General features: G+C 74.2%; 21 protein-coding genes and 1 pseudogene. 18 read left to right on the top strand and 4 right to left on the bottom strand.

Translation table 11 applies throughout. From position 1 onward, the window contains the following. Positions 1-10: 10 nt before the first annotated feature. On the bottom strand, positions 11-1042 hold the full coding sequence (locus I8N67_RS23560) for an NAD(P)H-binding protein (protein ID WP_200305191.1): 1032 nt from the start codon (positions 1040-1042) through the stop codon (positions 11-13). A gap of 107 nt (positions 1043-1149) precedes the next feature. Here I8N67_RS23560 and I8N67_RS23555 point away from each other — a divergent pair, with 107 nt between their 5' ends. Continuing rightward, positions 1150-2148 carry a helix-turn-helix domain-containing protein gene (locus tag I8N67_RS23555; RefSeq protein WP_200305190.1) on the top strand — a complete coding sequence of 333 codons (999 nt, stop codon included), beginning with the start codon at positions 1150-1152 and terminating at the stop codon, positions 2146-2148. A gap of 48 nt (positions 2149-2196) precedes the next feature. On the opposite strand, the gene I8N67_RS23550 is transcribed toward I8N67_RS23555, so the two are convergent. After that, positions 2197-2637 carry a hypothetical protein gene (locus I8N67_RS23550; protein ID WP_200305188.1) on the bottom strand — a complete coding sequence of 147 codons (441 nt, stop codon included), beginning with the start codon at positions 2635-2637 and terminating at the stop codon, positions 2197-2199. Positions 2638-2777: 140 nt separating this feature from the next. On the opposite strand from I8N67_RS23550, the gene I8N67_RS23545 reads away from it, so the two are divergent. The 4 genes from I8N67_RS23545 (at position 2778) to I8N67_RS42845 (ending at position 8607) form a co-directional block, all read left to right on the top strand. Next, positions 2778-4253, top strand: coding sequence for a hypothetical protein (locus tag I8N67_RS23545; protein WP_200305186.1), 1476 nt, complete (start codon positions 2778-2780; stop codon positions 4251-4253). Beyond that, entirely contained in the window at positions 4253-5590 is a 1338-nt protein-coding gene (locus I8N67_RS23540) for a hypothetical protein (protein WP_200305184.1), read from the top strand. The genes I8N67_RS23545 and I8N67_RS23540 overlap by 1 nt, the downstream gene beginning before the upstream one ends. Before the next feature lie 3 nt (positions 5591-5593). Then, positions 5594-7291, top strand: coding sequence for a hypothetical protein (locus I8N67_RS42850; protein ID WP_234046165.1), 1698 nt, complete (start codon positions 5594-5596; stop codon positions 7289-7291). A 62-nt stretch (positions 7292-7353) separates the two neighbouring features. Beyond that, entirely contained in the window at positions 7354-8607 is a 1254-nt protein-coding gene (locus I8N67_RS42845; RefSeq protein WP_307835336.1) for a CHAT domain-containing protein, read from the top strand. On the opposite strand, the gene I8N67_RS23530 is transcribed toward I8N67_RS42845, so the two are convergent. Beyond that, positions 8600-9475: a DUF3592 domain-containing protein gene (locus I8N67_RS23530; protein ID WP_200305182.1), complete on the bottom strand. Its 876-nt coding sequence runs from the start codon at positions 9473-9475 to the stop codon at positions 8600-8602. The two genes, I8N67_RS42845 and I8N67_RS23530, sit on opposite strands and share 8 nt — an antisense overlap. Before the next feature lie 281 nt (positions 9476-9756). Beyond that, entirely contained in the window at positions 9757-11073 is a 1317-nt protein-coding gene (locus I8N67_RS23525) for an MFS transporter (protein WP_307835341.1), read from the bottom strand. 650 nt (positions 11074-11723) lie between these two features. Here I8N67_RS23525 and I8N67_RS23520 point away from each other — a divergent pair. The 13 genes and pseudogenes from I8N67_RS23520 (at position 11724) to I8N67_RS23465 (ending at position 24354) form a co-directional block, all read left to right on the top strand. Beyond that, a complete protein-coding gene (locus I8N67_RS23520) occupies positions 11724-12800 on the top strand; it encodes an NAD-dependent epimerase/dehydratase family protein (protein WP_234046163.1) in 1077 nt (358 codons plus the stop codon). Between the two features lies 1 nt (position 12801). Continuing rightward, positions 12802-14436, top strand: coding sequence for a carbamoyltransferase family protein (locus I8N67_RS23515; RefSeq protein WP_200305180.1), 1635 nt, complete (start codon positions 12802-12804; stop codon positions 14434-14436). Then, positions 14433-15197: a D-glycero-alpha-D-manno-heptose-1,7-bisphosphate 7-phosphatase gene (locus I8N67_RS23510; RefSeq protein WP_372443787.1), complete on the top strand. Its 765-nt coding sequence runs from the start codon at positions 14433-14435 to the stop codon at positions 15195-15197. The genes I8N67_RS23515 and I8N67_RS23510 overlap by 4 nt, the downstream gene beginning before the upstream one ends. Next, positions 15194-16384, top strand: a complete 1191-nt coding sequence (locus I8N67_RS23505; protein ID WP_200305178.1) for a glycosyltransferase family 9 protein — start codon at positions 15194-15196, stop codon at positions 16382-16384. The genes I8N67_RS23510 and I8N67_RS23505 overlap by 4 nt, the downstream gene beginning before the upstream one ends. Further along, entirely contained in the window at positions 16381-17616 is a 1236-nt protein-coding gene (locus I8N67_RS23500; protein ID WP_200305176.1) for a glycosyltransferase, read from the top strand. The genes I8N67_RS23505 and I8N67_RS23500 overlap by 4 nt, the downstream gene beginning before the upstream one ends. Then, entirely contained in the window at positions 17613-18188 is a 576-nt protein-coding gene (locus I8N67_RS23495) for a D-sedoheptulose-7-phosphate isomerase (protein ID WP_200305174.1), read from the top strand. The genes I8N67_RS23500 and I8N67_RS23495 overlap by 4 nt, the downstream gene beginning before the upstream one ends. A gap of 53 nt (positions 18189-18241) precedes the next feature. Then, positions 18242-18370, top strand: coding sequence for a hypothetical protein (locus I8N67_RS43910; protein ID WP_267912815.1), 129 nt, complete (start codon positions 18242-18244; stop codon positions 18368-18370). Between the two features lie 74 nt (positions 18371-18444). Continuing rightward, positions 18445-19437 (top strand): glycosyltransferase, encoded by a 993-nt coding sequence (locus I8N67_RS23490; protein WP_307835340.1) that lies wholly within the window; start codon positions 18445-18447, stop codon positions 19435-19437. A gap of 109 nt (positions 19438-19546) precedes the next feature. Then, positions 19547-20662, top strand: coding sequence for a glycosyltransferase family 9 protein (locus I8N67_RS23485; RefSeq protein ID WP_200305170.1), 1116 nt, complete (start codon positions 19547-19549; stop codon positions 20660-20662). After that, positions 20659-21621 (top strand): glycosyltransferase, encoded by a 963-nt coding sequence (locus I8N67_RS23480; RefSeq protein WP_200305168.1) that lies wholly within the window; start codon positions 20659-20661, stop codon positions 21619-21621. Before I8N67_RS23485 ends, I8N67_RS23480 begins: the two co-directional genes overlap by 4 nt. Then, positions 21618-21746 (top strand): annotated as a pseudogene (locus I8N67_RS23475) (glycosyltransferase family 1 protein); the annotation flags it as partial. The gene I8N67_RS23480 and the pseudogene I8N67_RS23475, both read left to right, overlap by 4 nt. A 74-nt stretch (positions 21747-21820) precedes the next feature. Then, positions 21821-23341: a D-glycero-beta-D-manno-heptose 1-phosphate adenylyltransferase gene (gene rfaE2 / locus I8N67_RS23470; RefSeq protein WP_200305167.1), complete on the top strand. Its 1521-nt coding sequence runs from the start codon at positions 21821-21823 to the stop codon at positions 23339-23341. Positions 23342-23433: 92 nt separating this feature from the next. Beyond that, positions 23434-24354 (top strand): glycosyltransferase family 9 protein, encoded by a 921-nt coding sequence (locus tag I8N67_RS23465; RefSeq protein WP_200305236.1) that lies wholly within the window; start codon positions 23434-23436, stop codon positions 24352-24354. Positions 24355-24381: the final 27 nt, after the last annotated feature.

Here is a 24381-nt window from a genome sequence, read left to right as displayed (position 1 = left end):
CCCCAGGCCCCTACTGACTCAACTCGAACGATACGTGCCCGGACAGCGCACGAAGGAAGTCGGCCGCGTCGAACGCCGCCCCGGCGGAGACGACCCCGGCCGCCTTCGTCCGCCCCGTGAGCACCCGCTCGACCGCCTCGACGACGAGCGGCGCGCTGACGGCGTAGATGTCCTGGCCGCGGGCCACGGCCCGCCGTTCCGCTCCCCAGGAGCGGACGACGACATCGACGAGGAAGGTCTGCGCGGACCGCCCGCGCTCGTCGACGGCGGTCGGCACGGGCGTGTCCGGAGCGGCGAGGTCACCGGCCGCGTCGGCCGTCATATAGGTGTGCACCTCGGGCACGGACAGATGGCTGGGGACGGTGACGATGTCCGCCATGCTGAACTCCCCGATCACGGCCCGGGTCCCCATCGGCTCGGGAAAGTTCCACTTCAGGGTCGGCGGCGCGTCGTCCCGGTACTCCAGCCGCCCGGCGCCGTAGCGGACGCGCCGCCCGCCCCGGCGCTCCCGGGAGACCGCGCCCGCGGCCCGCGTCCCCGCCGTGGGCCGCCAGTCGCTCAGCCCGTACGCGATGTGCGCCTCGTCGGCCGTCGCCCAGTCACCCAGCGCGGCGGTGACCAACAGATCGCCGAGACCGCCGAAGAAGGCCATCGCGGGGACCACGACGGCCCCCGCGGCGCGAGCACGTTCCCCGAAGCCGGCGAACGTGTCGAGGTTGGCCTCGATCTCGGCCGCCACATCCAGATACGGGATCCCGGCGCGCAACGCCGCCTCGATCACCGGCCCGGCGGTCTCCGCGAAGGGCCCGGCGCAGTTGACCACGGCGTCCGCACCGGCGAACGCCCGGTCCAGCGAGGCCGGTTCGTCCACCGAGGCGGGGAGCGCGTCGAGCCCCGGCCAAGCCGCCGCCAACTCCCGCAGCTTCTCCGGATCACGCCCCACGAGCAACGGCACGAACCCCCGCGCCCGCAGCTCCGCCACCACAAAACGCCCGGTGTGCCCGTACGCCCCGAACACCGCGACCGTCCGCCCCGACCCCATCGTTTCTCCCCGTGCTCGTCTCTCCACCTGCCCTGCCGCAGCCATCCTGTCGAAGGCACACACCCACCACGAGTGTCCGAAACGACGAGCCCCGTACAATTTCGGACATGCCCGCGGACCCGAAGCCGACCACCGTCGCCCTTGCCGTCACCGACGGCATGCTGCACTTCGAACTCGCCCTGGCGTACGAGGTCTTCGGCGCCGGCGTGTCCGAGGTGGTGGCCCCTTGGTACAAGGTTGTCCTCTGCGGTCAGGGCGCCGTACGGGTGGGCCGCTTCCGGCTGGAGCCGGACCACGGCCTCGACCGGCTCCCCCTCGCCGACACGGTGATCGTCCCCGGCTGGGCCGATGTCGACGTGGCGCCGCCCGCCGACCTGGTGGACGCGGTGCGCGCGGCCCACGAGGCGGGCGCGCGGGTCGCCTCCCTGTGCACCGGCGCGTTCGTACTGGCCGCCGCGGGCCTGCTGGACGGCCGCCGCGCGACCACGCACTGGGCGCACACCGACGTGCTGGCCGCCCGCCACCCCCGGGTGGAGGTCGACCCGGACGTCCTCTACGTCGACAACGGCAGTGTGCTCACCTCGGCGGGCAAGGCCGCCGCGATGGACCTCTGTCTGCACCTCGTCCGCCTCGACCACGGCTCCGCTATCGCCAACACGATCGCCCGCCGACTGGTCGTGCCCCCGCACCGGGCCGGCGGCCAGGCCCAGTTCGTCCCCGCCCCGGTCCCCACCCAGGACAACCACCCCCTCGCCGCCCTGCTCCCCTGGGCACTCGAACGCCTCGACCGTGCCCTGACCGTGGAAGACCTGGCCCGCCGGGCGAACATGAGCTCCCGCAATCTGACCCGCCACTTCAGAGCGGCCACCGGCACCACCCCCCTCCAGTGGCTCCTCACCCAGCGCATCCGCCGCGCCCAGGAACTCCTGGAGACCACCACCGACAGCGTCGACACCGTCGCGGCGGCCACCGGCATGGGCACCGCCACCACCCTCCGCCGCCACTTCAACCGCACCCTCGGCGTCCCCCCGGACACCTACCGCCGCACCTTCCACGACTGCCACCCCGACGACACCCACCGCCGCCCCCTTGCCCGCCGGAGCTGAAGACGACTCGTCAGGGCCCTGTCACCGGCACCTCGTCCCGTCCCGTCGTCACGGCGTCACTCCGTCCCCGGCGTAGAGGTAGCCGCCGGGCCGGGCGGGGTCGGCGATCAGCAGCACCTGGTCGCCGGCGCGGGGGATGCGGAGCTTCGAGACGATGGTCTGGAGCTCGATCCGGTCCGTGGTGGCTCCCGAGACCGCTCCGGCCGGCTGGACGACCAGGTCCACGACCGGGTCGAAGTTGACCAGCTTGCCGGTGTCGCTGATCGATACGACGACGGCGGGGACGGTCGGCACCCCCATGGCGAGCAACTGCTGCACATTGATCCCGGAGTTGTACGCGCCCATCGACTGCTGGACGCGGGCGAAGTCCTCGCCGCCGAGGGTCGCGCGCGTCAGCCGACCGTAGAAACCCTTGCCGCCGGCCATCTGGCCCGCGATCTTGGCGGCCTGCTCCTCGCGGCTCTTCCGGCCCTTTCCGAAGATTCCCATTACTGTGCCTGCCCTTCCGGTGCTGGTGGTCGCGTCCGTCCGCTGGTCCCCGTCCGCCTGATGGTGTGGACGTTAGGAGCCGGGCGGCGCCTACCGATCCCAGGTTCGACCACCTGTTCCCCACGACGTACTCTCGGCCCATGCCGCCCCCGAGCCAGCCGCCGACCGGCGAACGCCGTCCGCGGGCCATGGTCATCGACCGTGCCTGGCGCGGCCTCGGAGCGGGGCCGGGGTCGGGTCCGGAGTCCGAGCCGGGACCAGGGCTGCGGCTGGAGTCGCTGAGCGGCCCCGGTGGCGCACCGCTGACCCGGACGGTCAAGCTGATCGTGCTGCCGCTGATCGTCAGACCGGCGCTGCACCCGGAACTGGCGGCCGACTTCCTCGGCCCGCGGGAGGCCGCCCGCCTCGACGCGCTGATCCGGGAGTCCGGTGCGGTTCTTGAGGCGACGGCACAGTGGTTCACGCTGCTCAAGAAGACCCGCCGGTCGCTGGGAATCGTGGCGGGCAACCCCCAGGACCTGTACTTCCAGCGCTGCTTCGAGCTGGCGACCGAGTACGGCGCCCCCTCGGCCGGTGCAAAGATGCTGGCCAGGACCGTTGTTGAGGACGTCGCGGACGTGAGCGGCGGGCGCACGGTGGAGGCGTTGAAGGAGTACCTGGCCGACGCCGCCCGGCGCTCCTGGCTCGACGAGGAACTGGCCACCGCTTGGGAGACCCGTCGGCCGGTGCCGGCACCGGCACCGGCACCCGACGCGGGCGTAGACATGGCAGTCGGTTCGGCGACCGAGGTCCTCGACGCCTGCGGCGCGGGTGCGGGTGGGGGTGCGGGTACGAGTGCGGGTGCGGGTGCGGAGACGAACGCGCCGGCCTTCGCGTCCATGGTCCGGGCCGGACACGGAACCCTGCTCGGACAGGCCCTGTGGGCGCACACCGGCGGCAGCGGCAGCGTCTGGGGCCGTGACGACGTACCGACGCACCTGGGCCTGACCGCGCACCCCATGCCGCCCCGGCCCGGCGTCGGCCGAGGCGCGTCGACGGCCACCCTCCCGGCACCGCTCGACCGCACGCTCTTCGAACGTCTCTTCACCGTCCTCCAGGCATCGGCCCACCGCGAGGAACTGCCGGCGGTGCCGGAACTCGTCCGACGGGAGGTCGGCCGCAGCTGCGCACCACTCGGGCTGGACGACGAGAGCCTGCGGGTCGCCGTGGTCCTCGGCGGCCGGCTGGCGGCGGGCCTCGACCCGCTGGGCGGCGGGAAGACCGTGCCGGGCACGACGGCGGCGCATCGCGTCGTCAACAGCCGTTGGCAACGGGAGGCTTCGGTCCTGCGAGCCCGCCGGATGACCGTCTCGCCCCGCCCGGACCCCGACGGCGGCGTACTGGAAGCCCTCGCCCATGACCTGCGTACCCCCTGGGCGGCGTACATGCGACGCCTGTGGGTGCGGCTGCACGGGCGGGACGTCCGCGACGCGGCGCTGCACGACGCGGCGTCGGCCTGGGCCGTGCTCGACGGGGTCGCCCGCTCGGTGATGATGGACCACCGCGCCAGGGTCCGGACGGCGCTGCGCACCCTGTCGGAGACCGCCACGCGGGCGGCCGAACCGAGGAGCGCGTGATGCCGGAGCGGCAGGCAGAGGTCCACGTCGCACGGGCCGAGGACGGCACCGTACGGATCGCCGGCGCGCCTGCACGCCCCCAGGAGCCCGCCTTCACCCGGGCCGTACTCGATGTCGCGGGCGCCACCCTGACCTGGCCCGTCCTCGGGTCCCCGGGCCTGCCCACGGCTGAGATCCATGACGTGGAGCGGGCGCAGCAATGGCTGTGGGCGCTCTACGGCGAACGCACCGCCGCAACCGTCCACACCCACACCCACACCTACTCCGACGCCCACACGGCGGGACGGCCGACCGACGCCGCACCACTGACGGAACAGGTGACCGCCCTCGCGGCCGGCGCCGCCCGGCTCGCCCTCGGACACTGGGCGGCCCGCTGGTGGCCGGCGTCGTACCTGGACGGCATACCGGCACTCGAACAGGACGTACTGGGCCTGGAGTTGGCCGCACTGACCCACGAGTGCCAGCAGCTCTTCGACGACGCGGGGGACCAGGGGGACCAGCCCGACGACAACGCGGCCGAACTGATCGCCGACCATCAGGCCGCACTGGCCCCGCTGATCCGTTGGTGGCGCGACGCACGGCAGCCGACACACCCGGCGCACCCGACGCACCCGACGCACCCGGTGCTCCCCGTGGTGCTCCAACTGGACCACGTCCTCCGCCTCATCGACGACGCGGCCGACAACGCCGGACTGGACGGCGAGCCACTGCGCCTGCTCCGCTCGTCCCTGGAGCAGGACAGCGGTCCGCCCGCCGGCGCCCCACTCGACCTCGGCACCCTGTTCGCAGGACGCCGCGGCTACGCCCTCGCCGCGGGCGAACCCCTCGCCACCGGCGGCCGGGTGATCGCCCGGGGCTCGGGGACCAACGACTGGCGCCGCTACCCACCCCGCTTCGTCGACGCGGCGGAGAACGCGGTGTCCTGGACGGCGTCGGCGGTCGGCGCCGGGCGGCGGATCGAGGTCGAGGTCGTCGCCGACGTCGCGGCCCCCGTCGGCGGCGTACACCTCGCGGCGGAGGTCACCGTGAACGGCGGCCCGCCGACCCGGGTACGACTCGCCGGCCGGGACGACGCATGGACCGGCCGGGCCGACCTCGACATCCCGGCCGCCGCGCTACCGCCACGTATCGAAGTCGGCGTCCTGCTGCCCGGCTTCGACCCCGGCCCCGACCCCGATACGTCGTCCCGCGCCACCCGCGACGCGGTCCGCGCCCTGGCTCGACACCGGCTGACCACCGCGGCGATGCCCACACCGCAGGACTCGCAGGACTCGTACGCACAGCCCTTCCTGGCCGAGATCGCCGCCGCTGCCACAGCCGCAGGGGAGGACTTCTAGCCCATGCCGAAAGACGAAACCGAAGCGGAACCCCAACCCCAGGCAGAGCAACCAGCCGGACTCCACTACGGCTACGGCGACCCCTTCGACAGCGGCCTCGAACTCGCCGAACGCCACCAACTGACCCCGGACCTCCCCGCCGCACAGGCCGTCTACGAGGAACTGCTCGCCCTCGCCGAGTCGTTCGAGGACTCCGAGGACTCCCCCGACGTACGGCTCCTGCGCGGGCACCTGCTGTCCGACATCGGCACGGTCCAGCTCACGGCCACGGATCTGCCCGGCGCGGCCGTCTCCATCGAGCGGGCTCTCGGCCTGGTGCGGGGCATCGCGTCCGTGCCGATGGGGCCGCGCGGCCGCCAACTGTGGCTGGAAGTCCTGCTGAAGACGCTGCTGGCCAGGACCGAACTGATGCGCAGGACCGGGAACCTGGACGAGGCGCGGGCGGCGGTCGACGAGGCGGCGGCCCTGCTGACCGAGTTCGACGACCCCGAGGGGCTGCGCACCGCCGAGATCGGCCTGACCAGGGTGCATCTGCTGTTGGACCGGAGCGAGTGGGGAGCCGCCGAGGAACTGGCCTCGGGGATGCTGGCCACCACGCGCACCCCCACCCCCACGGCGGAGGCGGTCGTACCGCATCTGCTGGACTGCCTGGGTGTCATCTGCGCCTCGACCGGGCGGTTCGACCTGGCCGAGGACTACTTCGCCCGTGCGGAGGACGGTTACCTCGCGCTGGGCCACAACGCGGGACGCCGGCAGCTGATCTCCCACCGGGCGTACGCCGCGATGCGTGCCGGCGACCTCGACCGCGCGGAACAGCTGTACGCCGAGGCCTCCGCGGTCTTCGAACGGCAGGGCCTGTTCGAGGATCTGGCGGTCTGCGAACAGGCCCGCGCCGCCTTCGCCGAGCACCGCGGCGACGTCACCGGCGCGAACGACCTGACGGCGTCGAGCCTGGCCCGCTTCGAACGGCTCGGCGCCTCGATCGCCGCCGCCGACACCATGCTGATGGGCGCCCGGCACGCGTACGAACAGGGCGACATCGACGAGATGAAGCGGCTCGCCCAGAGCGCGCGGGACGTCTACCAGGAGCGCGGGGTGTACGAGCGCTGCGCACAGGTGGACCTCATGCTGGCGAAGACCCTTGAGGACAACCTGAACCAGACCGACCACGGCGACCACGAGGCGACGTCGATCGCCACCGCCCTCAACCTGGCGCTGCCCGCCGCTCTGACACTGGAGGCGGCCCGCTACGACTTCGCCACCGCCCACGCGCGCAGCCAGTGGCTGGAACTGGCCGACGACGCCATGCGGTTGGCCTTCCGCCTGGCCCTGCGCCGCAACGACCAGGGCCTGATCTTCGAACTGGTGGAACACCGCTGCGCGGGCGCCTCACTGGCCCTGAGCCACCCGGACCGCACGCAGTCGCCCACCCCCGGCAAGGCAGCGGTCTTCCCCGACACGGCCATGAAGACGTACGCGACGCACCCACCGACCACCGCCGACGGCCCCATGGCGCTGGGCGGCGTGGCGGCGGAGGCCGCCGCCTCGGTCGGCCTGCGGGTCGCGCCGCCGCCCAGGGTGCTGATGTCGGCGGAAACGGGCCGTATCGCGCTCCAGGAGTACATCCAGGCGGCCGAATTCCGCTACCAGCGGCGGATCGTGAGCGAGGAAGAGGTGCCGTTCTGGTCACCGACGACCTGACGAACCCCGACCCCAACCCCAACCCGAATCCGAATCCGAATCCGAACCCCACCCCTCCGGTGGTGCAGGTCCGACTCGCCGACGCCGGTGACCTGCACATGACCTGGACATGGACCCACGGCGCCCAGGGATTCGGCACCGGGTACGCCCCCGCGCGGGAAGTGGACGAGGCGGTCGGCGAGCTGACCGCCGCCCTGCCGGGCGGAGCCGAGGGCGCGGCGGGAATGCGGCGCGCGTTCGAGTCCGGGGCCCTGACCACGTACGAGACCGAACGCCGCCTCGCGCGCGTACTGTCCGAGGCACTGTGGCCCCCCGGCCTGACCGACCAGATCCGCCAGGTGTCGGCACACCGGGGCCGCCCGCTGATACGGCTCCAGCCGTCGCCCAGGGTCGCCCAGGTCCCGTGGGAACTCCTCACCGTGGACGCCGACCGCGACATCCGCCTCATAGACCTGGCGGACATGGCCACCACGGCCCCGGCATCCCTACGCCGCCCCACCGCCGCGACCGATCAGGCACCGCCGCCCGGAAGAGACTCGGACGCGGTCGTCCTCATCCTCGACCCCCGGATACCCGGCTTCCGTGCCGACTCCCCCCTCGGCTCGGTCCTCGGCCCACCCGGCACGGACCCCGCCCTCCTCTCACTCGTACAGAACCACCTCGACGCGGGCACCGTCGTACCCCCCATGACCAAGCCCGCCGAGGCACTGCGCCGCACGGACCTGGACCGGAACTGGCTGAGTCAGGCACTGCGCAAGGGCGCACGCCGTCTGATGTACGTCGGCCATGTGAGCGGCGCCCCGGTCGAGGGCGGCCAGAGCGAGGACGTGACCCTCCACCTGTCCTGCGGCCCGGAGACGGCGGGCCTGACCGAACCGGTCCGCACGCACCGCCCGTTGTCGGCCAAGGACCTCCTTCTGGGCACGCTCCCCCTGCGCGCGGACGGCGCAGCGGGAGCGCGGCTGTGGCCCGCGCCGCCGCGTGTCGCGCTGATCGCCTGCGAGAGCGGCGGCGATCTCCGCTTCGCCGAGTCGTTCGGCCTGGCGACGGCGATGATCCACAACGGCGCCGAGCTGGTCACCGCCACCCGCTGGGTGCTCCCCACCAGCTTCGCCTTCCACCGCCTGGCCGGCCTGCCCGAGTCGGTACGCCCCCTCACGGAGGCCGTCATCGCCGTGGACACCGCCCACGACGACCCCGATCCCGTACACCGGCTCGCCCGCTGGCAGCGCCACCGACTCGACCGCTGGCGCACCGACCACCGCATCGAACACTCCCCCCTGCTCTGGGCGGCCCTGACCTGCATCGTCAGGTGAGGGGCCAGAGGCGGAGAAGCAAGATCACGCCCACGGCGACCGCCGCGATCCCGGCGAGCAGCAGGCGGACGACGAACCTGACGGCCGCCGCGCGTTCGCGGCGGTCGTGGTCGAGGTCGGGGGTGAGGACGGACGGGTCGGTGGGCGCGTAGTGGATGGTGAGCTCGCGGTCGAGGGAACGGCTGGGCTCCGGGATGCCGTCGCGGCACAGCGTGGTGACCTGGATGCCCTGGTGGGTGGTGAAGGTGACTACGGGAGCGTGGTTGACGATCTCGTCGCCTTCCCCGTCGGTGTAGACGTCCTTGGTGACGGCCACCACGCGGCCCGGGACGGCGACGGCCGCGTCCAGCAGGGCGGCGCGGTCACGCGCGTGCCGGTCGTCCCGGCTGATCGCGACGATGACGAACAGCAGACCGCCGAGACAGATCAGCCCGGTCGGAGGACCCCACACGACGAACGCGTGGATGACCATCCCCACCAGCAGCAGGAAGACCATGCAGTTCGGCCCGCCCAGCCCCCGTGTCTCCCCCACCAGGTCCAGCATGAGCCGGGACCGCTCCGGCCGCCCCCGCGGATAGCGCACCGGGAACGTCTGTCCCACCCATGCCGCTTCCACCACGTGGCCACGCTTTCCCGCATGCCGCAGCCTGAGCTCCCGCCCGGTGGCCGGGTCCTGGAACGCGACCGTCACCGGTATCCCGGGTCTCTTGGAGTCCCCGTGCCCCGGCGGATGCACCTCCACGACCCGCGCCGTCACCCACACCGCCCGCTGCGGCCGGGTCACCCCGGCCAGCGAACACCCGTACCCGAACAACGCGAGCCCGGCGGGCACCGCCCACCACAGCGCGAGCATCCTCTGTACGTCCATCCGACGAGCCTGTCCCCGCCGGCACCGCTACCGATCCCAGGTTCACCCGGACTCGGTAGCGGCTGGGCACGGTAGCCATCGCGGGGTCGGCCAGGTCGGCGCAGCAGCGTGGCAGACGTCGGCGCGACAACGCGGCAGACGTCGGCGCGACAACGCGGCAGACGTCGGCGCGACAACGCGGCAGACGTCGGCGCGACAACCTGCGGGCATCGGCGCGACAACCTGCGGGCATCGGCGCGACAACGGCACACGTCGGCTCGACCCGGGTCACGCCCGGCGCGTCAGGCGGCCGTGCCCAGTTTCGCCCGTCCCGTGACGTCGCCGTCCCTCGTCGGCAGGGTCACCGGGACCGGTGTGCGGCGGGTGTGCAGGACGATGCCCGCTCCGATCGCGGTCGCGATGATCAGTCCGCCCGTCACCAGGGCGCCGCGCGCCCCGGCCAGTTCCATCAGGAGGCCGAGGGCGGGCGGGCCGCCGAGGCCCCAGACCGTGCCGATGCTGCTCCACACCCCCAGCACGCGTCCCCGCAGGTGAGCGGGCGGGTCTGTCTGCAGTACGGCGGTCCCGGCCGTGTCGGAGACGGACTCCACGACCGCCATCGGCAGGACCAGGACCAGCAGCACCACCAGCGACGGGGACAGGGCCGCCGCCACCTGCAGCAGGCCGCCCGCGGCCGCCAGCGTGCCCACGAGCCGGACCGAGGGCCGCCGGAGGCGGGCGCCGAGGACCGCGCCCAGGATGCCGCCGCCGGCGAGCACCGTGGAGACCGTCCCGAAGGAGCCCGCGCCACCCGCGAGGGGTCCGGTGACGAGCACGGCCAGGGTGAGGCCGTAGTTGCGGCCGAAGACCGAGCTGATCCCGGTGATCGCGGCGAGCGCGACCAGGCGGGGACGGCGCACGAAGAAGATCAGGCCCTGGCGCACGGTCATGTCGGGGCCGGACCCGGCGCGCTCCCGGTGTGGTGCGGCGCGCACATGGGCGGCGTGGCGGACCGCGCCGGGCGCCGGGCGCAGGAACGGGATGACCGAAGCGACGAAGAGGAACGACAGGCCGTTCGCGGCATACGCGGCGCCCGTGCCGAGGAAGCCGACCGTCACACCGGCCAGGGCGGTCCCCACGAGCCGGCCCGCGTTGTGGATCAGGGCGCCGACACCGATGGCGGAGGGGACGTCCTCCACGGGGACGAGGTCGTTTCCCAGGAGGGCGCACGCGGGTCCGTCGACGGTGGCGATCATGCCGGTCACGGCGGCCAGCACCATCAGGGACGTCAGATCGAGCCGGTCCAGTACCACCAGCACGGCCGTGGTGAAGGCGACCGCGCCGAGCAGCGCCTGGCTGACGGCGGCGGTCAGCTTGAGGGACCAGCGGTCCACGGCCGTGCCGCCCAGCAGGCTCATGAACAGGGCCGGAGCCGCCTGGACGGACATCGAAAGACCCGTCGCCGCGGCGGAGCCGGTGATCTGCAGGACGAGCAGGTTCTGCACCGTGAGCTGCATCCAGGTGCCGGCGTTCGACAAGAAGTTGGCGACGGACCACCAGCGCATGCTGCGGTATCTCAGCGACCGCCAGGGCGAGCGGGGGGCTCCCCCGGACGGCACCGAGGTGGATTTCGGCGCAGGCGGGGGCAGGGCAGGGGTGAAGGACACAGTGCGGTACTCGACATCCAGGAGGAGGAGTCAGGAAGGACCGGGGGAAGGAGCTTCACCGGCTGCGCTGCGCGGCGGTTCCACCGAGTCGGTCTCGGCGCCGGTCTCGGCCCTGACCATCGTGGCAGACGGTGCTCCAGAGCCGACGACACCTGCCGCCGCCGCGCCGCCGCCCCGGGGTCAACCACCCGGAAATGTCCCGTATTTGCCTGATCGAGTGGGGTTGCTCACAGCCCTCGGGCGGCACCGGACCGCACTGCGGTCCCGCCGGGCGGGGTCAGTCCTTCTTCCCGCGGTCGGCGGGGTCAGTCCTTCTTCCCGCGGTCGGCGGGGTCAGTCCTTCTTCCCGCGGTCGGCGGGGTCACACAGAAGTCGCGCCTCTCTCCTGGCAGCCGCATAGTAAGAACCAACCCGTGAAACCAACTGCATCGGGAACCCCAGGTCAGTGCGGCGCCGGGAAGAGGCGACCGCCGGGCCGGCAGCGCTGATCACGCCGTCCGCGACTCGACCTGTTCTTCACTCAAACCTCTTGTATCGCGCCGAACGAGATATGTCGGGCGCGCCGCTCCCTGGCGCCTCCGTGCGCGGACGAAGGAGGCCCCATGACCGATATCGCTGATATCTCTACGCGCACATGGCACCGCGCCCTGGTGACCGGCGGTGCCGGCTTCCTCGGCAGTCATCTGTGCGACCGCCTGCTGGGTTCGGATGTCGAAGTCGACTGCGCGGACAACCTGTCCTCCGGATCGCGCGAGAACATCGCCCACCTCGAAGGCCGCCGCGGATTCCGGTTCGTCGAGTGCGACGTGTCGGCGCCCGAGGCCCCCGAGCTCCTGCCGGGGCCGTACGACCTGGTCCTGCACTTCGCGTGCCCCGCCTCACCCGCCGACTACCTCCGCCTTCCCCTGGAGACGCTCGACGTCGGCAGCCTGGGCACCCGCAACATGCTGGCGGTGGCCGAGCGGGACGGGGGCCGCTTCCTGCTCGCCTCGACGTCCGAGGTGTACGGCGATCCCCTGGTCCATCCCCAGCGGGAGGACTACTGGGGCAACGTCAATCCGGTGGGTCCGCGCAGCGTGTACGACGAGTCCAAACGGTTCGCCGAGGCGCTGGTCACCGCCCATGTACACGCCAGGGACACCGACGCGGGCATCGTGCGCCTGTTCAACACGTACGGTCCGCGGATGCGCGCGCACGACGGGCGCGCCGTCCCCACGTTCGTCAGCCAGGCACTGGCCGGCGAACCGCTGACGGTGGCGGGGGACGGCCGTCAGACGCGGTCCCTGTGCTACGTGGACGACACGGTCGACGGCGTCCTGCTGGCCGCGGCGGCCGGCCACTCGGTCCGCCCCGTCAACATCGGCGGCAGCGACGAGGTCACGGTCCGCGAGATCGCCCACCGCGTGGTCGAGCTGACCGGATCCTCGTCCCGGATCGTGTACGTCGACCGCCCCACCGACGACCCGCAGCGGCGCCGCCCCGACACGGGCCGGGCACGCGAGCTGCTGGGCTGGGCGCCCCGCGTGCCCTGGGAGGAAGGCATCAAACAGACCATCGCCTACTTCTCCACGGCCGCCATGTCCTCCGCGACCGCCATGTCCTCCACGGCCCCCACGGCCGCCACGGCGCTTCCGGCCGCCACGGCGCTTCCGGCTCGCGAGCCCGCCCCGGAGGTGTGACATGCGTGTCCTGGGAATCAACGCCCTCTTCCACGACCCCGCCGCGGCCCTCGTCATGGACGGCGGGATCGTGGCGGCGGCGGAGGAGGAACGCTTCAGCCGACGCAAGCACGGCAAGCGGCCCCTCCCCTTCTCGGCCTGGGAACTGCCCGAACTCTCCGCCCGATGGTGCCTGGAGCAGGCCGGGCTCGACCCGTCCGACCTGGACGCGGTCGCGTACTCGTACGACCCCGAACTCGCCCGTCCCGCAGACCGGTTGGGCCTGGAAGACCCCTGGGACCACCTCCGCCAGGAGTACGCGCGCCGCGCCCCGGAGTTCCTCGCCGAGGCCCTGCCCGGACTCGACCCGGCCAAGGTCCGCTTCGTCTCCCACCACGTCGCCCACGCCGCCTCGGCGGGACAGGCCTCCCCCTACCCGGACTGCGCCGTCCTCGTGCTGGACGGCCGCGGCGAATGCGGCTCCCACCTCGCCGGCCGCTACGCGAACCGCGAACTCACCGTGCTGGGCTCACAGCCGCTCCCCGACTCCATGGGCCTGTTCTACGAGGACCTCACCCAGCATCTCGGGTTCCTGCGCAGCAGCGACGAGTTCAAGGTGATGGCGCTGGCCTCCTACGGCGAGCCGCGCCACCTCGACCGGCTGCGCGAGTACGTCCACCCGGACGGCCACGGCGGCTTCCGGGCCCGTCCCGTCCCGTGGGCGTCGCTGGCCCCGCCGCGTCCGAAGGGTGGCGCCTGGACGCGGGACCACGCGGATCTCGCCGCGAGCGCGCAGGCGTGCCTGGAGGAGGTCCTGCTCGGTCTGGCGCGGTGGCTGCACGACCGTACCGGTGAGGAGGTGCTGACGCTCGCGGGCGGGGTGGCGCTGAACTGTGTGGCCAACACCCGCCTGTACCGGGAGACACCCTTCCGTCGCGTCTGGGTGCAGCCCGCCGCCGGGGACGCGGGCACCGCGCTCGGCGCCGCGCTCCATGTCGCCCACCAGAAGGAAGCCGTGGAGGCCATGCCGACCGCCGCCCTCGGCCGGGGCTGGAGCGACGACGAGCTGCGCGCCTGGCTGGAACGCGCGGCCGTGCCGTACGACGAGCCCGGCGACATCGCCGAGACCGTCGCCGCCGAACTCGCCGGGGACGGCATCGTGGCCTGGTTCCAGGGGCGCGGCGAGTTCGGGCCCCGGGCACTGGGCCATCGCTCGCTGCTCGCTCATCCCGGTCGCGCGGAGAACCTGGAGCGCCTCAACGCGGTGAAGGGCCGGGAGGAGTTCCGTCCGGTCGCCCCGATGGTGCTGGCCGAGCGGGCCGCGGAGCTGTTCGACGGGCCGCTGCCCAGCCCCTACATGCTGTTCGTGCACGACGTCGCCGAGGAGTGGCGGGACCGCATCCCGGCCGTCGTCCACGTGGACGGCACGGCCCGCGTCCAGACCGTGGACCGCCAGGACGAACCCCTGGTCGCGCGCATGATCGACGGATTCGAGCGCCGCAGCGGTCTGCCCGTCATCGTCAACACGAGCCTCAACACCGCAGGCAGGCCCATGGTCGACGATCCCCGGGACGCCCTGGAGTGCTTCGGCTCCGCACCCGTGGACCTGCTCGCGCTCGGACCGTTCGCCATCCGGCGGAAGAAGGTGTTCGCATGACGGGCGCTCCCGCCCCCTCCGTCTCCGGCGTCATCCCGACGACCGGGCGCGCCCGCCGCGCCGACCGCCCGCGTGCGCTCGCCGCGGCCGGCCTCCCGACCGGGGAGGTCGCCGTGGTGGACGACCGGCCGCCCGAGCGGGTCGCCGTGGTGGACGACCGCCGCCAGCCCACCGGCCCACCGCCCCCGGAGGCGGCCGGCGAACCGCGCCCTCGGCCCTCGCGGCACGGTCGCGTCGCCGCCGTCCTCTTCGACCGCGACGGAACCCTCGTCGAGGACGTCCCCTACAACGGCGACCCCACCCGCGTACACCCACTGCCCGGCGCCCGGCAGGCACTGGACCTACTGCGCGCCGCCGGCCTCCCGACCGGGGTCGTCAGCAACCAGTCGGGCATCGGCCGCGGACTGCTCACGGACACCGACGTCCGCCGCGTCAACGACCGGGCGAACGCCCTGCTCGGCGGGCTCGACATCTGGGTCTACTGCCCGCACCCGCCCGAGGCCGGCTGCGGCTGCCGTAAACCCCGGCCGGGACTGGTCGTCGAGGCGGCACGCCGGCTGAGCGTGGCCCCGTCGGACTGCGTGGTGATCGGCGACATCGCGGCCGACGTCCAGGCCGCGCGCGCCGCGGGCGCCCGAGGCGTGCTCGTGCCCAACGCGGCCACCCTGCCGGCGGAGGTCGAGGCAGCGCCCACCACAGCCCCCGACCTGCTCACGGCGGTCCGGCGGATCCTCGCCGAGGCGCGAGGAGGTCACCCGTGAAGACCCTGGCCGCAGGCCTCGACTCCTTCGGCGACGTGCTCCTCGCCGGACCCGCGGTCCGGGCGGTGGCTGCGCACTCCCGCCACGTCACGATGGTCTGCGGCCCCCGCGGCGAACCCGCCGCGCGGCTGCTGCCCCGCGTGGACGGCGTGATGGTGTGGGAGGCGCCGTGGGAAGCGTTGTGGGAAGCGCCGTGGGAGGGCCTCGCCCCGCCCACCGTCCAGGACACCGACAGCGACACCGACGGCCTCGTAGACCTCGTAGACCTCGTACGGGACCTGAAGGACGCGACGTTCGACGCCGCGCTCGTCCTCACCCCGTTCCACCGGAGCCCCCTGCCGACCGCCCTGCTGCTGCGCCTGGCCGGCGTCCGGCGCACAGGAGCCGACAGCGCCGACAGCGTCGGCCATCCCGGCCGCCTCCTCGACGTACGGCACCGGCGGCCGCCCGGCCGCCACGAGGCCGAGGCCGCTCTGGACACCGCCGCAGCCATGGGCTTCCTGCCGGACCCCGGGGACGACGGCCGGCTGCGCGTGCTGCCGCCGCCCGACACCGTCGCGCTGACCGGGAACGGCCCGTACGTCGTGGTCCACCCCGGCGCCGGCGCGCCCGCCCGCGCCCCGAGTCCCGTGCTCTGCGCCGAGGCCGTCGGGGCGCTCGCGGACGCGGGGTATCGGGTCGTCGTCACCGGAGGCCCCGACGAGGCCGGCCTCACCCGGAAGGTCGGCGGCGACACGGCCGTGGACCTCGGCGGCAGGACCGGCCCGCGCGCCCTGGCCGACGTCCTGCGCACCGCCGACGCCGTGGTGTGCGGCGACACCGGCCCCGCCCACCTGGCGGCGGCCGTCGGCACACCGGTCGTGTCCCTGTGCGCTCCGGTCCCGGAGGACCCGGCAGACCCTGCAGACCCTGCGGACCCGGAGGACCCGGAGGACCCGGAGGACCCGGAGGACCCGGAGGACCCGGCGGAGCCGTGGGCGCCGTACGGCGTGCCGGGCCGGCTCCTCGGCGAGATCACGGCCCAGGACGTGGTCGCCGCGGTGCGGAAGCTGAAGCTGCTCGGGGAGGCCCCCATGAACGTACTCGTCCGTACGGGGGAGGCCGTCAAGGCCGCGGACCAGGCCCGCCACGGAGAGCGGCGGTCCCGGGACGACCGGGAGCGCCTGATCAAGGAGGTCACCCGATGAGCACCAGCCACCCCTCGGCCGGCCGTGTCGCCATGGTCTCCGAGCACGCCAGTCCGCTGGCCGCGCTCGGCGGGCCGGACGCGGGCGGGCAGAACGTGTACGTGGCGCAACTCGCCGGGCGACTGGTCCGCCGGGGGCACGAGGTCACCGTGTACACACGCCGTGACGACCCCCGGCCGCCTGAGCGGGTCACCACGCCCGACGGGTTCCAGGTCGTCCATGTGCCCGCCGGACCGGCGGCCCCGATCCCGAAGGACGAACTCCCGCCCTACATACCGAAGTTCGGCGAGTTCCTGGCCCGTGAGTGGGCCGCGGAGCCACCGGACGTCGTGCACGCCCACTTCTGGATGTCCGGCTGGGCGGCCCTCGCCGGAGCCCGCGGCCTGGGCGTGCCCGTCGTGCAGACCTACCACGCGCTCGGCACCGTCAAGAAGCGCCACCAGGGCGCCGCCGACACCAGCCCGCCCTACCGCGTCGCGATCGAGACCGCCGTCGGCCGGGAGTGCGACCGCATCATCGCCACCTGCGAGGACGAGGTGACCGAACTGGAGGCCATGGGGCTGCCGAGGCGGCGCATCTGCGTCGTCCCCTGCGGAGTGGACCCCGTGCGGTTCGCCCCCGTCACGGCGGCCCGCGGGCCGGCGTCCGCGCCCCGGCGGCTGCTCGCCGTCGGCAGGCTCGTCCCTCGCAAGGGCTTCGACCGCGCGATCCGCGCCCTGGCCGACGTCCCCGACGCCGAACTCCTCATCGCCGGCGGGCCCGAAGCCGCCCTGCTCCTCGCCGAGCCGGAGGCCGAGCGGCTGCGCGCGATCGCCGACGAGTGCGGCGTCGCCGACCGGGTGACCCTGCTGGGCGGGGTGAGCCGGGAACGGATGCCGGGGCTGATGTGCGGCGCGGACCTGGTGCTGTCCCTGCCCCGCTACGAGCCGTTCGGCATCGTTCCGGTCGAGGCCATGGCCTGCGGCGCGCCCGTCCTCGCCACCGCCGTCGGCGGGCAGCTCGACACCGTCGTGGACGGCGTCACGGGTGTCCTGGTGCCCCCCGACGACGACCACGACATCAGCGCGACCGTCCGCCGCCTCCTGGCCGACCCGGACCTCCTCGCCCGCTACGGCGCGAGCGGGCGGCGCCGCGTCCTGGCCCGCTACACCTGGGACCGCGTGGCCGAAGGCGTCACCCGTGCCTACAGCGCCGTCTCCTCGGTCCCCTCGCTCTCGGGAGTCCTGCGATGAAACTCGCCACCGACGTCACGCACTGCGACGACCTGATGAAGGCACTCGAAGGATTCCGCGGTTACGCCGGGCCCGTGGTGCGGCGCTGGGGCACTTCCCTCGCCACCCGTCTCGGCGCGGGGGCCCGCCTCCTCGTCGCCGGCAACGGCGGCAGCGCGGCCCAGGCCCAGCACCTCACGGCCGAGCTGGTGGGCCGTTACCGGGAGGACCGTCCCGCGTTCTCCGCCCTCGCGCTGCACGCGGACACCTCCTCCACGACCGCCATCGCCAACGACTACGGCGTCCAGGAGATCTTCGCCCGCCAGGTCGCGGCGCACGGCCGCCCCGGGGACGTCCTCGCCCTGCTGTCCACCAGCGGCGCCAGCGCCAACCTGCTCGTCGCGGCGGACGAGGCCCGCCGCCTCGGCCTGACCGTATGGGCCCTGACCGGACCGGCACCGAACCCCCTGGCGGGCGCCGCCGACGAGCCCCTGTGCGTCGAAGCGGCAACCTCCGCCACCGTGCAGGAACTGCACCTCGTGGCCGTCCACATGCTCTGCGAGGCGTTCGACGACGCGCTCGAACGGCAGTGAATCCGCACGAATGTCCACAAAGCAATACAACAAACCATGATGGAGCGGCCCTCATGCGCATCCTCGGTATCAACGCCCTGTTCCACGATCCGGCTGCCGCCCCGGTCATCGACGGCCGCGGCGAGGCCGCCTCGCACCTCGCGGACCGCTTCCACGGCGGCAGCGGGAGGGAGCGCCCATGACCGAGGACTCCCTGACCGATCCCGAGAACCCCGCGACCGATCCCGAGAACCCCGTGACCGATTACGTGAATCCCGTGACCGATTACGCCGTGGTGATCCCCACCCTCGCCCGCGACACGCTCGCCGACTGCCTCGCCGCACTCGCCGCCGCGACCGGCCCGAAACCGCGCGAGATCGTCCTCGTCGACGACCGCCCCGACCCCGGCGCCCTGGAGCACCCGCTCACCGTCCTGGGGGAGCTGCGGGACCGCACCACCGTGCTGACCAGCGGCGGGCGCGGTCCCGCCGCCGCCCGCAACACCGGCTGGCGTGCCGTGACCTCACCCTGGGTCGCCTTCCTCGACGACGACGTCCAGGTCGGCCCGCACTGGTGCGACCAGCTCGCGCAGGACCTCTACGACGCCGCCCCCGACACCGCGGGCGTGCAGGGCGTGATCGCCGTACCGTTGCCCGGCGAGCGGCGCCCCACCGACTGGGAGCGCGGCACCGCCGGTCTCGCCGGGGCCCGGTGGATCACCGCCGACATGGCCTACCGCACCGCCGCCCTCAAGCAGGCCGGCGGCTTCGACGAGCGCTTCCGCCGCGCGTTCCGCGAGGACGCCGACATCGCGCTGCGTCTGCTGGACACCGGCTGGGGCATCCGGCGGGGCCGCCGCACCACCCGCCACCCCGTGCGGCCCGCCGACCGCTGGGTGTCCCTGCGCGCCCAGCGCGGCAACGCCGACGACGCCCTGATGCGGCGACTGCACGGACCCGGCTGGTGGGAGAAGGCGGTGGCGCCGCGCGGCCGTATCCGCTCCCACCTCGTCCTCACGGCCACGGGAGCGGCGGCCTGCGTTCTCGCCGCCACCGGACGCCGCCGGGCCGCCGGGGCCGCCGCGCTGGGCTGGCTGGCCGGGACCGGCGAGTTCGCGTGGGCGCGCATAGCGCCGGGACCGCGCACCCGCCACGAGGTGACCACCATGCTCCTCACCAGCGCGCTCATCCCACCCGCCGCCACCTGGCACCGGCTGACCGGCCACTGGCGCCACCGAACCGCCCGGCCCTGGCGCGAGGTGGCCCCGTGAACCGAATCAACCCCGCGCTGCCCGCCCCCGCCGACACCCTCGTGACCCCGCCCCCCGGCACCCCCGCGCAGCCCGCCCAAGCCGCCCCTGGGATCACCCGGAGGCCGCGGTGAGAGCGCTCGTCACCCGTCTCGACAGCTTCGGGGACGTGCTGCTCGCCGGTCCCGCGATCCGTGCCGTCGCCGCGCGCGCCGAGACCGTGACGCTGCTGTGCGGGCCGCGGGGCGCACCCGCCGCGCGCCTGCTGCCCGGCGTGGACGACATCCTCGTCTGGGACGCGCCCTGGGTGGGGCTCACGCCCCCGCCCGTCGGCCGCGGCGAGGTCGAGCTGCTGATCGACACCATCGACGCCGACACCGCCCTGATCCTGACCTCGTTCCACCAGTCGCCCCTGCCGACCGCGCTGCTGCTGCGCCTGGCCGGCGTCGGGCACATCGCCGCGGACAGCGAGGACTACCCCGGTTCCCTTCTCGACGTACGCCACCACCGAGCGCCGTACGCCCACGAGGTGGAGGCGATGCTCGACCTCGCCGAGGCCGCGGGCTTCCCGCGGCAGGACGACGGACGGCCGCGCGTACTGCCGCCGCCCCGCACCCCCGGACTGACCGGCCCGGGACAGTACGTCGTACTGCATCCCGGCGCCAGCGTCCCGGCGCGCGCCTGGAGCCCCGAGCGCTGCGCGCAGGCCGTGCGCGAGCTGACCGCCGCCGGGCACCGCGTCGTGGTGACCGGCGGGCCCGGTGAGCGGGACCTGACAGCGTACGTCGCGGGCTCGCGCGCCCTCGACCTCGGCGGCCGCACCGGCGCGACCGAACTGGCCGGTGTCCTCGCGGGCGCCGACGCCGTGGTCACGGGCAACACCGGCCCGAGTCACCTCGCCGCCGCCGTCGGCACCCCCGTCGTCTGCCTGTTCGCGCCGGTCGTGCCCGCCGAACGCTGGCGGCCGTACGGCGTGCCGTACGTACTGCTCGGCGATCAGCACGCGAGCTGCGCGGACAGCAGGGCCCGGGACTGTCCCGTACCGGGCCACCCGTGCCTGGAGTCGGTGACCGCCACCGACGTGCGCACCGCCGTGGAGAAGCTGATCGGGGAGAAGGAGAACACGATCGAGCAGAAGCCGATCGAACAGAAGCCGATCGAGCGGAGGCCGATCGAGCGGAAGGCGATCGGCGAGAAGGCGAACGGCGAGAAGGCGAACGGGGAGAGAGAAGTGAGGCTGCCATGAGGATCCTGCTCTGGCACGTGCACGGATCCTGGACGACGGCGTTCGTCCAGGGCCCCCACACGTACGTCGTCCCTGTCACCCCGGACCGCGGACCCGACGGCCTCGGCCGCGCCCGCACCTTCGACTGGCCGGACTCCGTCGTCGAACTCCCGCCCGAGCGGCTGCGGGACACGGACATAGACGTCGTGGTCCTCCAACGCGCGCACGAACTCACCCTCGCCGAACGGTGGTTGGGCCGCAGGCCCGGCCGGGACGTCCCGGCCGTGTACCTGGAGCACAACGCCCCGCACGGAGACGTCCCCGACACCCGCCATCCGGCCGCCGACCTGCCCGGCGTCACCCTCTGCCACGTCACCCACTTCAACCGCCTGATGTGGGACGGCGGAAGCACCCCGACCACCGTGATCGAACACGGCATCGTCGACCCCGGGCCGCGGTGGACCGGCGAACTCCCGCACGCCGCCGTGGTCGTCAACGAGCCGGTACGGCGCGGCCGCACCACCGGCACGGACCTGCTGCCGGCGTTCGCCGAAGCGGCCCCGCTCGACGTCTTCGGGATGGGCACCGAGGGCCTCGCCGACCACCTCGGCGTCCCGCAAGACCGCTGCCGCTCCCACGAGCTGGCGCAGCGGGACCTGCACGCGGCGCTGGCACGGCGCCGCGTGTACGTCCACCCGGTCCGCTGGACCTCCCTGGGCCTCTCCCTGCTGGAGGCGATGCACCTCGGCATGCCCGTGGTCGCCCTCGCCACCACCGAGGTCCGCGAGGCCGTGCCCGAGGGCGCCGGAGTCGTGTCCAACCGCGTCGACGTACTGACCGACGCGGTACGGGAGTTGCTCGCCGACCCGCTTCGGGCCCGCGCGGCGGGCGAGAAGGCACGCGCGGCGGCGCTCGCCCACTACGGGCTGTCCCGCTTCCTGGACGACTGGGAGCGGCTGCTGAAGGAGGTGACCCGATGAGGATCGCCATGTCCGAGCACGCGAGCCCGCTCGCCGCGCTCGGCGGCGTCGACGCCGGGGGCCAGAACGTGTACGTGGCCCGCCTCACCGAGGAACCGGCACGTCGCGGACACGACCTCACCGTCCGGAAAACCATCCGGAAAGCCATCCGGACGGGCACCCGCTGACGGACAGCCAGCGGAAGGGAACCGGAGGTGACATGGCCGGCAAAGGACCCCTCGTGGTGGTGGGCGACGCCCTGCTCGACCGCGACCTGACAGGCCGGGCCGACCGGCTGGCGCCCGACGCGCCCGTCCCGGTCGTCGCCGACTGCACGGAACGGCTGCGCCCGGGCGGCGCCGCGCTCACCGCGTACCTCGCCGCCCTCGACGGCCGCGACGTCACCCTGATCACCGGTCTCGGCGACGACCCGGCCGCCCGCACCCTGCGGCGGCTCCTGGAACCACGGATACGTATCGTCGCGCTGCCGGTGACCGGCCCGCTGCCGGAGAAGACCCGCGTCCTGGCCCAGGGCCAACCGGTCCTCCGCCTGGACCGCGGCACCGGCCGCGTCCGCGAGGCCACGCGGGAGGCGCGCGCGGCCGTCCGCTCCGCGCCGGCGGTCCTGGTCTCCGACTACGGCCGAGGCGCCGCCGATGCCCTCCGGGACGTCCTCGGCGAACGGCGGCCCCTCGTCTGGGACCCCCACCCACGCGGCGGACCCCCGGTACCGGGCACCCGCCTGGTCACCCCCGCCCGGTCGGAGGCCCGCACCTTCGCGGCGGCGATCGAACCCGCCACGAACGGCCGGGCCCCGGGGAACGGAGACCCCCACCCGGACCACCAGGACAACGACCTGCGGGACGCCGCCCACGAAGCCGCCCGGCTCGTACGGCACTGGCGGGCCGCCTCCGTCGCGGTGACCCTCGGCTCCGGCGGAGCCCTCCTGTCGTACGGCGACCATCCCCTGCTCGTCCCCGCGCCCGCCGCCCACGGCGGCGACTCCTGCGGCGCCGGCGACCGGTTCGCCGCCACGGCCGCCGGACTGCTCGCCGACGGCGCGCTGGTCGAGGAGGCCGTGGCGGGCGCCGTCACCGCGGCGACCGCCTTCGTCGCGGCGGGCGGGGCCGGGGCGCCGGCCTGGACGCCGGCGGTGTCGGACGGTGCCGGTGCGCGTGCCTCTACGCCCACACCCTCGGCCGGTGACGAGCCGCGTCCCGACGGCGACCTGACCGACCTGGTCACCCGTGTCCGGGCCAGCGGCGGCACCGTCGTCGCGGCGGGCGGCTGCTTCGATCTGCTGCACGCCGGACACGTCGGACTGCTCCAGGCGGCCCGCCGACTCGGCGACTGCCTGATCGTCTGCGTCAACTCCGACGCGTCGGTGCGGCGCCGCAAGGGCGCAGGCCGCCCGGTCAACGCGCTCGCCGACCGGCGCCGCGTGCTGCGGGCGCTGGCCTGCGTCGACGCCGTGGCCGTGTTCGACGAGGACACCCCCCAACGCCTCATCGCCGAGCTGCGCCCCGACGTATGGGTCAAGGGCGGCGACTACACCGGCGCGGAGCTGCCCGAGGCGGCGCTGCTGGAGGAGTGGGGCGGACAGGCGGTGCTCCTGCCGTACTTGGACGGACGCTCCTCCACGGCGCTGATGGCACGGGCGACGGCAGGCACGGCAGGAGCGGCAGGCACGGCAGGAGCGGCAGGCACGGCAGGAGCGGCAGGCCCTGGAGACACCAGGTGACCGGATCCGCCGGGTCCGCCGGATCCGCCCGGCCCTCCGGATCCGCCGGGTCGCCCCGCCTGCTGGTGCTGCGGGCGCTGGGTCTCGGGGACATGCTGGCCGGCGTACCCGCGCTGCGCGCGCTGCGCGGTGCCTTCCCGGGGCACGAACTGGTGCTGGCGGCCCCCGCCGAACTGGCCCCGGTCGCCGCGGCCACGGGCGCCGTGGACCGGCTGCTGCCCGCCTCGGCCCCGGGCCGCGCCGTACCGCGCACCCTCCACTGGGACGGCCCGCCGCCGGACATCGCCGTCGACCTGCACGGCGACGGACCGCCCAGCCACCGGCTGCTGAGCGCACTGCGCCCCGGGCGGCTGCTCGCCTTCGCCCACCCGCAGACGCCGGAGATCGAGGGCCCCGAGTGGCGCGCCGAGGAACACGAACGGCACCGCTGGTGCCGGCTGCTGACCTCCTACGGCATCCCCGCCGACCCGGCCGACCTGCTGCTGCCGCCCCCGCGCGAGCCCTCCCCCGCTCCCGGCGCCGTCGTACTGCACCCAGGAGCCGGGGCCCCCTCGCGCCGCTGGCCGGTGGACCGTTACGCGGCCGTCGCGACGGCCCTGCGGGAACGCGGCCACCGGGTGGTGGTCACCGGAGGAGCGGCGGAGGACGACCTGGTGGCCTCACTCGCGCAGCGCGCGGAACTGCCGGACACCGACCTGTTCACCGGTGGCCTGCCCTTCTCGTCACTGTCCGCACTCGTCGCCGAGGCCCACGCGGTCATCAGCGGCGACACGGGCATCGCCCACCTGGCGGTCGCCCACGCCACCACATCGATCACCCTCTTCGGCCCCGTCCCCCCGAGCCGCTGGGGCCCCCCGGCAACCCCCCGCCACCGCACCCTGTGGCACCCGGGCCCCGCCGGTGACCCCCACGGCCACCACCCCGACCCGGGCCTACTCCGCATCACGACGCAAGAGGTCCTGGCAGCCACCAACACCTTCCCGACACCGGACACCCACCGGGCCGACGCCTGACGACCAACGCCCCACGGACCCGGCTCG

Origin of the sequence: Streptomyces adelaidensis (assembly GCF_016598475.1) — a bacterium.
Taxonomy (GTDB): Bacteria; Actinomycetota; Actinomycetes; order Streptomycetales; family Streptomycetaceae; genus Streptomyces; species Streptomyces adelaidensis.
The sequence above is the reverse complement of the archived record's forward strand: the minus strand, read 5'-3'. Positions and strand labels throughout refer to the sequence as shown.